The sequence below is a fragment of the Roseibium sp. FZY0029 genome (genome assembly GCF_036350355.1).
GTDB lineage: Bacteria > Pseudomonadota > Alphaproteobacteria > Rhizobiales > Stappiaceae > Roseibium.
Window position 1 is genome coordinate 579713 of sequence record NZ_JAZDVZ010000003.1, and the last position, 14369, is coordinate 594081.

A 14369-nucleotide genomic window follows, 5' to 3' on the forward strand; every position below is an offset into this window, starting at 1 on the left:
TATAACCGGATGCTGCGGGTCAGGAGTTCTTGAGAGGATGTCCGTCAGGATCGCTCAGCTCATCGAGAAGGGCTTCGAAATCCTTCGCCTCGCGGAAATTCTTGTAGACGGAAGCAAAACGAACATAAGCAACGTCATCGATGGCCTTGAGGCCTTCCATCACGTGATTGCCGATGGTTTCCGCAGTGATTTCCGTTTCGCCAGAACTTTCAAGCTGGCGAACGATGCCGGAAACCATGCGTTCGATCTTGTCCGGATCTACCGGCCGCTTGCGCACCGCGATCTGCACGGACCGCATCAGCTTTTCCCTGTCGAAGGGAACACGGCGTCCGGAGCGTTTGAGCACCAGGAGCTCGCGCAGCTGCACGCGCTCGAAAGTGGTGAACCGGCCGCCGCAAGTGTTGCAGATCCTGCGGCGGCGGATGGCTGTATTGTCCTCGGTCGGGCGGGAATCCTTGACCTGGGTTTCCTCGCCCCCGCAAAACGGACATCTCATGTCTTAAAGCTCCTGACCGAGCCCTTGATCAGCCCCCGTAGATCGGGAACCGGGCCGTCAGTGCTTCTACCTTGGCTTTGACCGCCGCTTCAACTGCTGCGTTGCCCTCTTCACTGTTTGCGGCCTTCAAACCGTCCAACACTTCCGTGATCAGCAGGCCAACTTCGCGGAATTCCGCTACGCCGAAGCCGCGGGTGGTTGCTGCCGGGGTGCCAAGACGGACACCGGAGGTGACAAACGGCTTTTCCGGGTCGAACGGAATACCGTTCTTGTTGCAGGTGATATTGGCACGGCCGAGAGACTTTTCGGCCACCTTGCCGGTGGCGTTCTTCGGACGCAGGTCCACCAGCATCAGGTGGTTGTCGGTGCCACCGGAAACGATGTCCAGCCCCTGCTCTTTCAGGACTTCGGCCAATACCTTGGCGTTTTCCTGAACAGCGCGGGCGTAGGCCTTGAATTCCGGCTGTAGCGCTTCCTTGAAGGCAACGGCCTTGGCGGCGATGACATGCATCAGCGGACCGCCCTGAAGACCCGGGAACACGGCCGAGTTCATCTTCTTGGCAATCGCTTCGTCGTTGCTGAGGATCATGCCGCCGCGCGGACCGCGCAGAGACTTGTGGGTGGTGGTGGTGACGACGTGCGCGTGCGGCACCGGCGACGGGTGAACGCCACCTGCAACCAGACCTGCGATGTGCGCCATGTCGACCATCAGATAAGCACCGATGCTGTCAGCGATTTCGCGGAACCGCTTCCAGTCCCAGATTCGGGAATAGGCAGTACCGCCAGCAAGTATCAGCTTGGGCTTGTGTTCGTGGGCAAGGCGCTCGACCTCGTCCATGTCGAGCAGGTGATCGTCTTCACGCACGCCATAGGAGACGACGTTGAACCACTTGCCGGACATGTTGACCGGAGACCCGTGGGTGAGGTGACCACCGGAATTCAGGTCCAGGCCCATGAAGGTGTCGCCCGGCTGCAGCAGAGCCAGGAACACGGCCTGGTTCATCTGGCTGCCGGAATTCGGCTGAACGTTGGCAAACTGGCAGCCGAAAAGTTCCTTCGCGCGCTCGATTGCCAGCGTTTCGGCGATATCCGCAAATTCGCAGCCACCATAGTAGCGCTTGCCCGGATAACCTTCGGCATATTTGTTGGTGAAGATCGAGCCCTGTGCTTCCAGCACAGCGCGAGACACGATGTTTTCCGAAGCAATCAGCTCGATTTCATGTTGCTGACGGCCGAGTTCCTTGCCGATCGTGTCGAAGATATCCGGATCGGCCTCAGCGAGGCTGCGGCTGAAGAAACCGGACTGCAGGGACTGATCGGAGCTTTCCATCAAAGACATAGCACCATCCTTGTGTTCTTTTGATAGATCAGGAGCATCGGCGGCCAATGTCCTGAGGGACGCAATCGACCGTCATGCCTGTGTGTGGCGAGGAATTAACACACCCCCCGGCCATAACCAAGGGGCATACCGACGCGTCGCGCTTGGAAAACGACACGGCCTGCAGATCTTGAAGGAATAAAGTCTTCGCAGTCCGGGGCAGGACAAATCAGGTCACGCGATCAGGTTACATTTGTAACTTAGAAGGCATTTCACGTTGTCAATTCGGCGTGAGCCAAAGATTTACGCTACGGCCACAGAACACTGTTAGCGCAAAACGAATTGCGGTGTCGTTTTTGTTGAAACGTTTTAAATGGATAGATTGTTTGCCGTAATTGATCGCAGTTTCTGTCGATCGGGGCGCCCCATCAATAAAGGGTCGGATCAGGCCTGTCTTGCGTGGTCAGGGCCTCCTGTTCCAGGCGGCGGCGCAGCTTGCGGACAGCAAGACGCTTGAGATCTTCCTGCGCGGCAGAGGCAGGGCCAAAAACAGACACTTCAAGACCCGTTTCCGCGTCGATGGCAGTGACCTTGACCTGTTGGCCGATGGGCCGGAACTCAAGATAGATTTCACCACGCCGCTCGTCGCGACTCATTGCCGTTCTCCCGATTCAGCACCCTGTCTTCGATCAGGTGCGCGAATGGAGCTAGAATCCATGAAACGCCGACCTGATCAAGACCGGCGTTTCATGACAAGACAGAATTGCGTGATACTGAGCGCAGCTTACAGGCGCGCCTGCTCACCTGTTCCGTAGAGGTCGTCGCGGTCGTAGATATCTTCGCGGAAATGCACCACACCGTCGGCATTCGCCCAAGCGGTGATGTAGGTGAGGTAAAGCGGAATTTGCGATTTCAGCTTCACATCTTCCCGCTCACCGTTCCGGATAACACCGTCGACCCGACCACGATCCCAGTCCGGAGTGGTCGACTGCAACAGCCAAGTGACCAGCTCACGAACGTTCTGAACGCGCACACAGCCGGAAGAGTGGAACCGGTTCGCTTCGCCGAACAGGGTCTTGGACGGCGTGTCGTGCAGATAGACCTGGTGCTTGTTATGGAAGTTGATCCGCACAGAACCGAGCGAGTTTTCAGAGCCGGGATCCTGGGTAAACCGGTACTGGGTCGCCTCGTCGGTGTTCCAGTCGATCTGCTGCCAGGTCAGCTCGTTGTTGCTCCAGTCGAAGATGCGGATGTTGTTCTTCGCAAGATACTGCGGATCCTCTTTCATCTTCGGGATCAGGTCTTTGCGAATGATGGACTTCGGCACCGTCCAGTACGGATTGAAGTTCAGTTCATAGATCTTGCTGTTGAGGATCGGCGTCTGACGGTCGATCTTGCCCACGACGGCCGTGTGGCGCGAGCGGACCATGCCGTTTTCGACGGCCTCGATCTCTGCAGCCGGAATGTTGACCATCACGTAGCGGTCGCCCAGGAAACCGGACATGGACCGCATGCGGATCATGTTGGTTTCGAGCTGACGAAGGCGCACATCGGCCGGAATGTTCAGGGCGGTAACGGTGCTGTCGCCCATTACGCCGTCCGGAATCAATCCGTGACGCAGCTGGAAGCGGCGCAAACCTGCATCCACGTAGGAATCAAACGTATCGGACAGGCCGGCCTGCTGCTCCAGATCGCCGGACACCATCAAACGGCGGCGCAGTTCGACGACGCGCGGATCCTTGGCACCGATACGAAGCGCCTTGCCACCGGTGGAGACCGTTCCCCAGCCACCGGCCTGAACGATGCGCTGATAGCGATCGATGGCCGCGGCGATGTAGTCGGCCGTCTGAGGCGACAACGTCGGAGCGGAAGACTTCACTTCGGTGATGTGGTCCGTCGCGATATCGAAGTTGTCCGCCCATTCAACCTGCTGGTTCTGCGCGAATGTCATCGGGGCCGTCTGTGCCTGGGCAGCAGTTGCAACCATGACCGGCGTTGCGACGCCAAGCATGATCATGCTCTTGAGCGTTTTTCCAGCAGTCCACTTCCAGTGACGCTTTATCCTGAACGATCCGGATAAAAGGTTCATCGCCGACCCCATGTTGCAGCGCAATTGAGCGCAAAATTTCTTCATGTACTCGGGGTCAGACCAACACAATGAGGCCACCCCGGCGGTTCCTGCTCCCAGTCCTAGCGGAAGGGAGTTAACAAATCGCTTGATTTTTTAACCATCTCGGTTTCAGGAGCACCGCACAAAGCCATTTCAATGTGACCACAAGATGTCAAATTTTCGGGAACAGGTGAAAGTCGGCCAACCATAGCTTCGTTTCTCTGCCGCAACAGAATCTTCACCGTGCAAATTTGCGTGAGGTCGATAACTTCTGGCTCAAAAACAGAAAGCACCGCCCGAGGGGCGGTGCCTTGTCATCTGAATGTCCCGCGAAAGTCTTACAGGCGGTACAGGATCTGGTCGGTCCAGAACCGCTCCAGGCGGCGCAGGGACTTGTTCAGTGCAACGAAGTCCTGCGGGCCGATTTCGCCGACCTGTTCCACCGACAGCATGTGACGCTCATAAAGATCGTTCACGATCTTGGCCACTTCCCGTCCTTTTTCCGTCAGGCTCACGCGGACGGACCGGCGGTCCATGCGCGAACGCTGATGGTGAATGTAACCGGTCTCGACCAGCTTTTTCAGGTTGTAGGAGACATTCGACCCCAGGTAGTAGCCGCGTGTCCTCAGCTCACCAGCCGTCAGTTCGCTGTCGCCGATGTTGAACAGCAGCAGGGCCTGCACGCTGTTCACGTCGGACCGGCCCATACGGTCGAATTCGTCCTTGATGACGTCGAGCAGACGGCGATGCAGTCTCTCAACGAGTGTCAGAGCCTCCAGGTAAAGCGGCTTGATCTCAAGCTCTTCCCCTTCGTTCTGCCCAACAGTATCAACTGCCCTACTTGCGGTGATCATGTGATTGCGCCTCTTATAGTACCTGTCTTTGGACGGATATTTTCCCGCCTTGTTTCGCAATCTAACCGAGCGATTCTAAAATCCGCTTAAGAGACACGCTGAATCATCCGTTAACTTCTCAGGGCCGTTTTAGACTTCCCTTTAACTTGTTGTTCATGATGTTCCCCGCAGGAACTTCACAATCCCAGAGAAATCCTGGGTTTCGCCACCCGAGTTACAGAAGAGAGAGTAGAGCGCCGCCGCTTCCGCGCCCAAAGGCGTTGCCGCACCTGCCGAATTTGCTGCCTCCTGAGCAAGTTTTAAATCCTTGAGCATCATCGCGGCTGCAAACCCAGGTTGATAATCCCGGTTCGCCGGCGAGGACGGCAGCGGCCCCGGCACCGGGCAGTAGGATGTCAGAGACCAGCACTGGCCGGAGGCCGTCGAAGAGATATCGAACAACTTCTGCTTGTCGAGACCCAGCTTCTCGGCAAGCACGAATGCCTCCGATACGGCGATCATGGAAATGCCGAGGATCATGTTGTTGCAGATCTTCGCCGCCTGCCCCGTTCCCGCATCACCGGCATGAACGATGGTCTTGCCCATGATGTCGAGATAGGTCCTGGCCGCCTCGAACGCCTCCACCGATCCGCCGACCATGAAGGTCAAGGTGCCACCGGCAGCGCCGGCTACGCCGCCGGAGACCGGTGCGTCGACCATCTTCATGCCCTTGGCCTGTGCCGCTGCGCTGACCGCACGGGCGCTGTGGACGTCAATCGTGGAGGAATCGATCATGAGCGTGCCGGGTTTGGCATTATCCAGAATGCCGCCCTCACCTTCATAGATCTGACGGACATGTTTGCCGGCCGGCAGCATCGTCACGATCACATCGGCAGCGGCGGCCAGTTCGGCAACTCCGGCGGCCTTTTCACCGCCTTCCGCCTCGTGCGCCGCCATGGCCTTATCGGACAGATCGAAGCCAAGAACCCTGTGCCCGGCCTTGACGAGATTGATCGCCATCGGTCCACCCATGTTGCCGAGGCCGATAAATCCGATAGTGCTCATGATGGTTTCCTCCCAGAGAGATTTTCTGTTGGTTTTGAATCTGTTGGCTGGCCGTCTTGAACCGCTGATCCAGCCTCTTCAAAAACTGATTCAACTGCCGTCAGACAGCATTGGCCTTGTTTTCCCTGTCCATCAGGAAAGCCAGCGCGGCGTAAATCGCAATTGTCAGCAGATAGAATGCGATCTCATAGGGCCGCCGGCCGTAGAGATCGGAAAAGGCGGTGTGCATGACGATCTGACAAAAACAGCGGAAAATCCACATGACCGTGCCCCATGACACGGTCAGCCAGAGGCCCGTCGCGGCCACAAGGTCCAGGACCGCAAAAAAGATGATTGCACCCTGCATGGTCACGGGCATGTCCCAGAACCACAGGCCCCGCCATTCGACAATGCCAATGATGCGCGCCCAGTAGATCATGCCGCCGCCAATCAGAATGATCGCGATGCCGCGCAGGTACCAGATCAGCAACGTGCTCCAGGGTGGGCGGGAATCGATCAGGTCCTGAAAGCTGGTAATCATGTCGTGTCCGGGTCAGATAGGGCTTAGCCGAGCGGCAGGTCTCCGTCAGCAGGTTCCTCGAAATACGACGCCAGCTCGGCGCTGTCCACTTGGCTAATCTGGGAAGGCGACCATTTCGGGTCCTGATCCTTGTCGACCAGCACCGCGCGTATGCCTTCGTAAAACTCTGTCCCCTTCAGAATGCGGGACACGATGCGATATTCAAGCTTCATGCAGTCGTTGAAGGAAAGCTGGCCGCCTCGTTTCATTTGCTCAAACGCGATGAGCACGCTCGTCGGCGACTTTTGCCGGATGGCCGCCGCCGCCTTGCCGGCGAAGTCCGAGCCGGACTTTTCCAGGCGAGACAGGATCTCTTCGACAGAGGATGCTGAAAATGTTTCGTCGATCAGATCGAAACTTTCCGCCACGGGCCCATTTTCCGGTGTAACGAGATAGGGAGCAAGCACGGCGCCGATATCGTCCGCCGTTTCCAGATCCCGTTCCAGGTCCGCAAGGGTTGCTTCTGAAACGGCGTGGGTCAGCACACCGGTTGCCAGGGCGTCGCCCTGCTTCAGCCGGCCTGCGCTGAGCGCACAATATATACCGCTGCTGCGGGGCATGCGCGGCAGGAAGTATGTTCCGCCAACGTCGGGGAAAAACCCGATCCCGGTTTCGGGCATCGCAAACAGCGTCTTTTCAGTGCCGATGCGATGGCTGCCATGAACCGACACCCCAACGCCACCGCCCATGACGATCCCGTTGATAAGCGCAATATAAGGCTTCGGATAGGCCTTGATCTGAGCGTTGAGAATATACTCGTCACGGAAAAAGGCACCCAGCCCGTCCATCTGGCCGCTCATGCGCGCATCGTAAATGCTGCGAATGTCGCCGCCGGCGCAAAAGGCCTTGTCGCCGGCGCCCGTGACGACGACGTGAGCGATTTCCGGATCGTCCGCCCAGCGCGTCAATTGCGCGGCCATGGCAAGAACCATGGCGTGATTGATTGCATTCAGCGCCTTGGGCCTGTTCAAAATCACGAAACCGGCCTTGCCGCGCTTCTGGAAAAGAATCTCGTCGCTCACTGGCGCCTCGCAAAAGAAGAGTCGTTTCAACGGATTGGAATGGAAAACTCGATCAGTCCTTCAGTAACTGCCGCGCAATGATCAGCCGCATGATCTCGTTGGTGCCTTCCAAAATTTGATGCACCCGCACATCGCGGAAATAACGCTCGATCGGATAGTCGCGCAGATAGCCGTAGCCGCCATGAAGCTGCAGCGCTTCGTTGACCACCTTGAAGCCGGTGTCGGTGGCGAGCCGCTTGGCCATGGCCGCGAGTTTGGTCGCGTCATGAGATTTCGCATCCACCGCCGAAGCTGCCTTGTGCAACAACAGCCGCGCTGCTTCCATCTCGGTCGCCATATCGGCAAGGCGGAACTGGAGCGCCTGGAAGTCGGCTATCGGGCGTCCGAACTGCTTGCGCTCCTGCACATAGGCCAGAGCATGATCCAGACAGGCTTGAGCTGCCCCCATCGAGCAGGCACCGATGTTAAGACGGCCACCGTCAAGCGCCGCCATGGCTATCTTGAAGCCCTGCCCTTCCGAGCCGACAAGGTTCGACTTCGGTACCCGGCAGTCCTGAAAATTGACCTGAGCCGTTGGCTGGCTTTTCCAGCCGAGCTTCACCTCGTTGGCACCGAAGCTGAGGCCGGGTGTGCCCTTTTCGACAAGCACACAGGAAACGCCGGAGGGACCCTCGCCGCCCGTGCGGACCATGACCGCGTAAAGATCGCTGACACCGCCGCCGGAGATAAATGCCTTGGAGCCATTCAGGACATAATGGTCGCCATCGTCCCTGGAAGTGGTGCGCAGACTTGCCGCATCAGATCCGGAACCAGGCTCGGTCAGGCAGTAACTGGTGAGCAGATCCATTGTGCAAAGCCGGGGAAGATACTTCTGGCGCAGGTCTTCCGAGCCGTAGGTATCGATGATCCAGGCCACCATGTTATGAATGGAGATATAGGCAGCCGTCGACGTGCAGCCCCTGGACAATTCCTCGAAGATCAGTGTCGCGTCCAGCCGGGTAAGAGCCGAACCGCCGACATCTTCCTTCACATAGATGCCGCCAAAACCAAGCTCTGCGGCCTTGCGCAAGGTGGGTATCGGGAAATGGCTTTCTTCGTCCCACTCCTTGGCGAAAGGCGCGAGTTCTTCCCGCGAAAAGCTTGCAGCCATGTCCTGAAAGGCGCGCTGATCTTCGTTCAGTGAAAAGTCCACGGGTTATCCTCCCTCAAGCGGTGGCGGCGCGATTCCTCCTCCTGAAAGGTCTGCGCCCTGACTTCGCGGCAGCACTAAAGCACATTTGACGCGAACGTCAAACAATCTCTTTTTCTATATTAAATTCAGTTATTTTCCAGAATGTTTGATTGCGTCAATCTGCGTGATAGATTGGCGGCTCACTTCGATCAGAATACGTCTTCCAACGTCGATAAGCGAACAGACAGGGCCCATGTCGTCAAAATCACCCCTTCCGCAGATCACCTCCGACCACATGGACACGCTCCTGGCCGGCACCCGTATGCGCCGCAATCGCCAGAGCGACTGGTCGCGCCGTCTGGTGCGCGAAAACAACCTCACGGTCGATGACCTGATCTGGCCGATCTTCCTGGTGGATGGCGAGAACGTCCGCCAGTCGGTCCCGTCGATGCCGGATGTCGTGCGCCTGTCGGTGGATGAAGCCGTGCGCGAGGCCGAAAAGGCGGCGAAGCTGAATATCCCGGCACTGGCGCTGTTTCCCTATACAGATCCTGGTCTGCGCGACGAAACAGGATCCGAGGCGCTCAATCCGGAGAACCTCACCTGCCGCGCCTTGCGTGCCATCAAGGCGGAAGGGCTGAACCTCGGCGTGATGACCGATGTCGCGCTCGATCCCTACACCAGCCACGGTCATGACGGACTGATGGAGGGCGAAACGATCCTGAATGACGAAACTGTCGATCAGCTCTGCCGGCAGGCTCTGGTACAGGCGGAGGCCGGCGCGGATGTCATCGCCCCGTCCGACATGATGGACGGCCGTATCGGTGCCATTCGCCAGGCGCTCGATTCACAAGGGTACCGTGGAACGCAGATCATGGCCTATTCGGCCAAATACGCCTCTGCCTTCTATGGTCCGTTCCGCGATGCCGTGGGTTCGTCCGGCACGTTGATCGGCGACAAGCGCACCTACCAGATGGACCCGGCCAACACCGACGAGGCTCTGCGAGAAGCCGAACTGGACATTGCTGAAGGCGCTGACATGGTCATGGTGAAGCCGGGCATGCCCTATCTCGACATCGTCCGCCGGATCAAGGACGAGTTCCAGGTTCCGACCTACGCCTATCAGGTGTCCGGCGAATACGCGATGATCAAGGCGGCCGCTGTCAACGGCTGGCTGGACGGCGACAAGGCAATGCTGGAGAGCCTGCTTGCCTTCAAGCGCGCCGGAGCTGACGGTATCCTGACCTACTTCGCCCCCAAGGTGGCCGAGATGCTGGCAGGCGGGAAATGACCTCTGCCGAGGCCAGCCGCGCTGACGAGGTGACATTCGACAAGGTTCAGGAGGCGGCCGCGCTTTTGAAGGGCGCTGTGATCGAAACCCCGTGCCTGCCTGCCCCGCGTCTTTCCCAGCTCACCGGAGCCGATGTCTTCGTGAAATACGAAAACATGCAGGTCACCGGTGCCTTCAAGGAACGCGGCGCGCTGGTGAAACTCTCCAGCCTGACGGCGGATGAAAAGAAGCGTGGCGTCATCGCGGTTTCAGCCGGAAACCATGCCCAGGGGGTTGCCTATCACGCGGGGCGTCTCGGTATACCGGCGACCATCGTCATGCCGGTCCTGACCCCTTTCGTGAAAATTTCCGCAACCCGGAACCATGGCGCCGAGGTCGTGCTCGCCGGCAACACGCTGGCCGAAGCGAAAGAAGAAGCCGACAGGCTGGCCGAACAGAACAATCTCGTCTGGGTTCATCCTTATGACGATGCTCATGTCATTCACGGTCAGGGCACCATTGGCATTGAAATGCTCGCTCAGCAGCCGGATCTCGACACGCTTGTCGTCCCGATCGGCGGCGGCGGGCTGATCGCGGGCATTGCAACGGCGGCCAAGGCACTCAAGCCCTCCGTTGAAGTGATTGGCGTCGAGACCACGCTTTACCCCGGCATGTGGGGTGCCTTCTATGGCAAGGACGTGCGCTGCGAGGGTGCGACCATCGCCGAAGGCATTGCGGTGCGCGACATCGGCGTTCTGACGACGGGAGTCGTCAAAAGGGCCGTCGACGACATTCTGCTTGTTTCGGAAAGCAGCATCGAGCGGGCGATCAACGCCTATCTGACCTTGCAGCGGACCATTGCCGAAGGCGCTGGCGCTGCCGGGCTTGCAGCGTTGCTGACAGATCCGGAGCGGTTCGCCGGAAAAAGGGTAGGTCTGGTTCTGTGTGGCGGCAACATCGATCCGAGGCTTCTGTCGAAAATCGTGGTCCGCGAACTTGCCCGCGACGGCAAACTGGTGTCGATCCGGATCGATACACCGGACCGGCCGGGCGTACTCGGAGAAATCGCGACCGTGATCGGTGACATGCAGGGCAATGTGGTCGATGTGGAACACCACCGCCTGTTCCTGAATGTGCCAGCCAAGGGCGCGACGCTGGACGTCACTTTCGAAGCCTTCGACCGTCCGCACGGCGAGCGCATCGTCGCCGCACTGCGCGAGCGTGCCTTCGTGGTGCGTTATCTGGAAATCGGCGAGCGGATGGACTGAGCCGGCCCCCGGCTCTTCCAGTTTTCCAAGTCAATGCACACCTGAAACGCATCGCAGGTTGGACTGTCAGATCCCTCCTGAAGGATCGGCAGGAGTGCAGATGGCAGGCAGTCGAGGTTTGGCGACCTGCAGATATTTGCGAAACCCGCTCTCAATCACCACATGTTGATCATCGAACACCAAGGGAGCCGCGACATGTCTGCAGAAACCACCTCCGACTATGCCCGTCAGGACGTCTTTGATCCTGTGAGCAATCCGGAGCTGTTTTCCGGTGTACGCAGCCGGCGCATCTTTGCCTTCTTCATTGATCTGATCGTGATCACCCTGTTCACCTTTGCCGCCGGCATCGTGGTGTTTTTCCTGGGTGTGTTCACTCTCGGTCTCGGCTTCCTGCTTTATGGCATTCTGCCGACCGCGGTTGCCCTGCTATATGTCGCCTTCACGCTTGGCGGCCCGCAGGCATCAACTCTGGGCATGCGCGCCATGGGGCTGGAAATGCGCCTTTGGTATGGCGCCAAGCCCTACCCGCTTCTGGCGGCCGTCCATGTCATCCTGTTCTGGTTCTCGGTCTCTCTGCTGACACCGCTGGTTCTGCTGGTGTCCCTGTTTTCCGACCGCAAGCGACTGCTGCACGACCTTGTCCTGGGGACGGTGGTGATCAACTCCGCCTACCATCAGGAACATGCGCGCGCGCAGGCGTAAGGTCAGTTCAAGAGCGCGAGCGACAGGTTCAACAGGCCAGCGAATGCTGTCCACAGCGCATAGGGAATGAACAGCAGCGCGGACAAACGGTCCGCGCGCCAGTTGCCGCCGATAAAATTCAGGATCAGGTACAGCATCACCGTGATGACGCCCAAGGCTGTCCACATGTAGTGAAGCGTGAAAAAGAGCGGCGACCAGACCCAGTTGAGGATCATCTGCCCGTACCAGATCTGCATGATGCGGCTGTTGCCCGCACGCAAATACGTCCGCCAGCCCGCAATCGCAATCATCGCGTAAAGTATGGTCCAGACGGGCGCGAAGACCCAGTTTGGTGGATTGAACGGCGGCTTTCTGAGAGCTTCGTACCACGCCCCCGGAGTGTTCACGATGCCAATCGTGATGCCCGCCCCCAGAACGACGGCCAGAAACAAGACCAGTAAGGGAAGATGTCTGGCAAACGGCGGTGAACTTGAATTTTCTGAACTCATGACTTCATCAACGCGGCTTGCCATCAAGGGTTCCCATTCATCCGGACAAATCAAAGTATTGGCAGCTGAACCTTAGAAGGGTCATTTGCTGAAGGGAATATATCAACGGCAATATTATCTTATGGCTCTTCCATTGCCGGGACCGCCTGCTTTAGAGTGGTGCTTCATGAAATTGGCCATGATGGCTTTGGGCAGGTGAATGCACTCAGTTGATATTGCAATGGCGCTGACCTTCGTGGTGATCGCGTCCACTGTCGTCCTTTACGCGCTTGAGCGTTATGCGATTGAGACAATCGCTCTTGGGTCCGTTTCCGCCTTCATTGTCATCTTTTCGCTGTTTCCGGTTGAGCGGCCGGACGGTTCGCTCATCAGTACCGGCGACTTCCTGTCCGGCTTTTCCAACCCGGCGCTGATTACGGTTATTTGCCTGCTGGTCATCGGCCAGGGCCTGTTCCAGACGGACGCCCTGGAAGCGCCGGCCAAGGCCATCGTCAAGATGACGCGCGGGCGGTCGCTGCGGGCGGCGATCCCGGTTCTGTTGACCGTGGCCGCGCTCAGCGCCTTTTTGAACAATACCCCCGTCGTGGTGATGTTCCTGCCGATCCTCACAGCCGTTGCCGCCACCGTAGGCCAGTCCCCGGCCCGTGTTCTGATGCCGTTGTCGTTTCTGGCCATTCTGGGCGGCATGACAACGCTGATCGGCTCCTCCACGAACCTGCTGGTGGCGAATTTCGCCGCGCAAAGCTCCGATCTGCGGTTGACCTTCTTCAGCTTCACGCCCATCGGGCTGATCATTGCCGGTGTCGGCTCTATCTACGTGCTGTTCATCATGCCCAAGCTGCTTCCGGTGCGCAAAACCATGGCAGAAGAGTTCCAGAGTTCTTCCGGAAAGCAGTTCATCGCCCAGATCGAAATCACCTACGGCCACCCGCTGGTTGGGGTTGAATCCGTGTCCGGCATGTTCCCGAAACTGAAGGACATGACCGTAAGACTGGTTCAGCGCGGCCAAAAGCCGATCCTGCCTCCGTTTGAAAACGTTGTGCTGTCGCCCGGCGACACGGTGATCGTGGCTGCAACGCGCGCCGCGCTTGCCAATGCGCTGGCCCGCAGGCAGCCGCTCATGGAGGCCGATTCGGATACCAACGGCTCAGGCCGCGAGACGCAGGCCCCTGCGGGCACGATCAGCCTTGCCGAAACGGTGGTGGCCCCCGCCTCGCGCCTGATGGGCCGCACCCTGCCCCAGTCGGGCTTCTACACAGACACTGGCTGCCTGGTGATGGGCATTCAGCGCCGCAGCCGCATGCCGCGCATGGCCATGAACGACATTCGCCTGGAAGCCGGCGACGTGCTTCTTGTGGCCGGCAGCGAGGAAGCCATCGCGCGCCTGCGCGGCAATCGTGACGTACTGCTGCTGGACTGGTCGATGGCCGAGGTGCCGCGCAAGCGTTACGCACCACGGGCGCTCGTGATCTTTGCCTTTGTCGTTGCGCTGGCTGCCAGCGGTCTCGTCCCCATAGTCACCACTGCGGTCGCCGGTACGTTCGCCATTATCGTCTCGGGCTGCCTCAACATCCGGCAGGCCATGCGTGCCATCGACAGCCGCATCTTCATGCTGGTGGGCGCCTCTCTGGCAGCCGCCGTTGCACTGGAGGGAACCGGCGGGGCAAATGCCATCGCCACCGGGCTCGTTCATCTTCTGGCCGGAGCATCGCCAACCGTGATGCTGTCGGCGCTGTTCTTTATCGTGATGATCCTGACAAACTTCCTGTCGAACAACGCGGCTGCCGTTCTGTTCACTCCGATTGCGATCAATCTGGCAAACCAGATCGGCGCCAGCCCGGAAGCCTTCGTCGTCTGCCTGATCATTGCGGCCAACTCGTCCTTCGCGACCCCCATCGGTTATCAGACCAACCTGATCGTCATGGGTCCGGGTCACTACAAGTTCAACGACTTTGTGCGGGCTGGTACGCCACTTGCGCTTATTTTATGGTTGACCTTCTCACTGGTCGCGCCATGGTATTACGGACTATAGGACCCGGAATAGAGAACAAATCAAAAGGTTTCGCG

The 14369-nt window shown here is 58.6% G+C and carries 14 protein-coding genes; 4 read left to right on the top strand and 10 right to left on the bottom strand.

Annotated features, from left to right (window positions below; all coding sequences use genetic code 11):
* Positions 1–19: 19 nt before the first annotated feature.
* The 9 genes from nrdR to V1T76_RS11085 form a co-directional block, all read right to left on the bottom strand.
* A complete protein-coding gene (nrdR, locus tag V1T76_RS11045; protein ID WP_330560711.1) occupies positions 20–496 on the bottom strand; it encodes a transcriptional regulator NrdR in 477 nt (158 codons plus the stop codon).
* Between the two features lie 28 nt (positions 497–524).
* On the bottom strand, positions 525–1835 hold the full coding sequence (gene glyA, locus V1T76_RS11050) for a serine hydroxymethyltransferase (RefSeq protein ID WP_330560712.1): 1311 nt from the start codon (positions 1833–1835) through the stop codon (positions 525–527).
* Between the two features lie 407 nt (positions 1836–2242).
* A complete protein-coding gene (locus V1T76_RS11055; protein WP_330560713.1) occupies positions 2243–2470 on the bottom strand; it encodes a DUF6898 family protein in 228 nt (75 codons plus the stop codon).
* Between the two features lie 128 nt (positions 2471–2598).
* Positions 2599–3903: a L,D-transpeptidase family protein gene (locus V1T76_RS11060; protein WP_330560714.1), complete on the bottom strand. Its 1305-nt coding sequence runs from the start codon at positions 3901–3903 to the stop codon at positions 2599–2601.
* 359 nt (positions 3904–4262) lie between these two features.
* The gene (gene ldtR / locus V1T76_RS11065) at positions 4263–4778 is read right to left on the bottom strand and encodes a transcriptional regulator LdtR (RefSeq protein ID WP_330560715.1); all 516 of its coding nucleotides are present in this window, start codon (positions 4776–4778) and stop codon (positions 4263–4265) included.
* Positions 4779–4931: 153 nt separating this feature from the next.
* On the bottom strand, positions 4932–5822 hold the full coding sequence (gene mmsB / locus V1T76_RS11070) for a 3-hydroxyisobutyrate dehydrogenase (protein WP_442970106.1): 891 nt from the start codon (positions 5820–5822) through the stop codon (positions 4932–4934).
* Positions 5823–5922: 100 nt separating this feature from the next.
* Entirely contained in the window at positions 5923–6342 is a 420-nt protein-coding gene (locus V1T76_RS11075; RefSeq protein WP_330560716.1) for a DUF6163 family protein, read from the bottom strand.
* 23 nt (positions 6343–6365) lie between these two features.
* Positions 6366–7403, bottom strand: coding sequence for an enoyl-CoA hydratase/isomerase family protein (locus V1T76_RS11080; protein WP_330560717.1), 1038 nt, complete (start codon positions 7401–7403; stop codon positions 6366–6368).
* A 52-nt stretch (positions 7404–7455) separates the two neighbouring features.
* Positions 7456–8595 (bottom strand): isobutyryl-CoA dehydrogenase, encoded by a 1140-nt coding sequence (locus V1T76_RS11085; protein ID WP_330560718.1) that lies wholly within the window; start codon positions 8593–8595, stop codon positions 7456–7458.
* A gap of 274 nt (positions 8596–8869) precedes the next feature.
* Here V1T76_RS11085 and hemB point away from each other — a divergent pair, with 274 nt between their 5' ends.
* The 3 genes from hemB (at position 8870) to V1T76_RS11100 (ending at position 11814) form a co-directional block, all read left to right on the top strand.
* Positions 8870–9865, top strand: a complete 996-nt coding sequence (gene hemB / locus V1T76_RS11090) for a porphobilinogen synthase (protein WP_330560820.1) — start codon at positions 8870–8872, stop codon at positions 9863–9865.
* Positions 9862–11112 carry a threonine ammonia-lyase gene (locus tag V1T76_RS11095; RefSeq protein ID WP_330560719.1) on the top strand — a complete coding sequence of 417 codons (1251 nt, stop codon included), beginning with the start codon at positions 9862–9864 and terminating at the stop codon, positions 11110–11112. The genes hemB and V1T76_RS11095 overlap by 4 nt, the downstream gene beginning before the upstream one ends.
* Before the next feature lie 195 nt (positions 11113–11307).
* A complete protein-coding gene (locus V1T76_RS11100; RefSeq protein ID WP_330560720.1) occupies positions 11308–11814 on the top strand; it encodes an RDD family protein in 507 nt (168 codons plus the stop codon).
* Between the two features lie 2 nt (positions 11815–11816).
* Here the strand turns inward: V1T76_RS11100 and V1T76_RS11105 are convergent, their stop codons facing one another.
* Positions 11817–12326: a TspO/MBR family protein gene (locus tag V1T76_RS11105; RefSeq protein ID WP_330560721.1), complete on the bottom strand. Its 510-nt coding sequence runs from the start codon at positions 12324–12326 to the stop codon at positions 11817–11819.
* A 175-nt stretch (positions 12327–12501) separates the two neighbouring features.
* On the opposite strand from V1T76_RS11105, the gene V1T76_RS11110 reads away from it, so the two are divergent.
* A complete protein-coding gene (locus V1T76_RS11110) occupies positions 12502–14334 on the top strand; it encodes an SLC13 family permease (RefSeq protein ID WP_330560722.1) in 1833 nt (610 codons plus the stop codon).
* Positions 14335–14369 lie beyond the last annotated feature (35 nt).

Bases quoted from the DNA above. Each gene is read 5' to 3' on its own strand.
- nrdR (WP_330560711.1), bottom strand. From the start codon at position 496: ATGAGATGTCCGTTTTGCGGGGGCGAGGAAACCCAGGTCAAGGATTCC.
- glyA (WP_330560712.1), bottom strand. From the start codon at position 1,835: ATGTCTTTGATGGAAAGCTCCGATCAGTCCCTGCAGTCCGGTTTCTTC.
- V1T76_RS11055 (WP_330560713.1), bottom strand. From the start codon at position 2,470: ATGAGTCGCGACGAGCGGCGTGGTGAAATCTATCTTGAGTTCCGGCCC.
- V1T76_RS11060 (WP_330560714.1), bottom strand. From the start codon at position 3,903: ATGAACCTTTTATCCGGATCGTTCAGGATAAAGCGTCACTGGAAGTGG.
- ldtR (WP_330560715.1), bottom strand. From the start codon at position 4,778: ATGATCACCGCAAGTAGGGCAGTTGATACTGTTGGGCAGAACGAAGGG.
- mmsB (WP_442970106.1), bottom strand. From the start codon at position 5,822: ATGAGCACTATCGGATTTATCGGCCTCGGCAACATGGGTGGACCGATG.
- V1T76_RS11075 (WP_330560716.1), bottom strand. From the start codon at position 6,342: ATGATTACCAGCTTTCAGGACCTGATCGATTCCCGCCCACCCTGGAGC.
- hemB (WP_330560820.1), top strand. From the start codon at position 8,870: ATGGACACGCTCCTGGCCGGCACCCGTATGCGCCGCAATCGCCAGAGC.
- V1T76_RS11095 (WP_330560719.1), top strand. From the start codon at position 9,862: ATGACCTCTGCCGAGGCCAGCCGCGCTGACGAGGTGACATTCGACAAG.
- V1T76_RS11100 (WP_330560720.1), top strand. From the start codon at position 11,308: ATGTCTGCAGAAACCACCTCCGACTATGCCCGTCAGGACGTCTTTGAT.
- V1T76_RS11105 (WP_330560721.1), bottom strand. From the start codon at position 12,326: ATGGCAAGCCGCGTTGATGAAGTCATGAGTTCAGAAAATTCAAGTTCA.
- V1T76_RS11110 (WP_330560722.1), top strand. From the start codon at position 12,502: ATGCACTCAGTTGATATTGCAATGGCGCTGACCTTCGTGGTGATCGCG.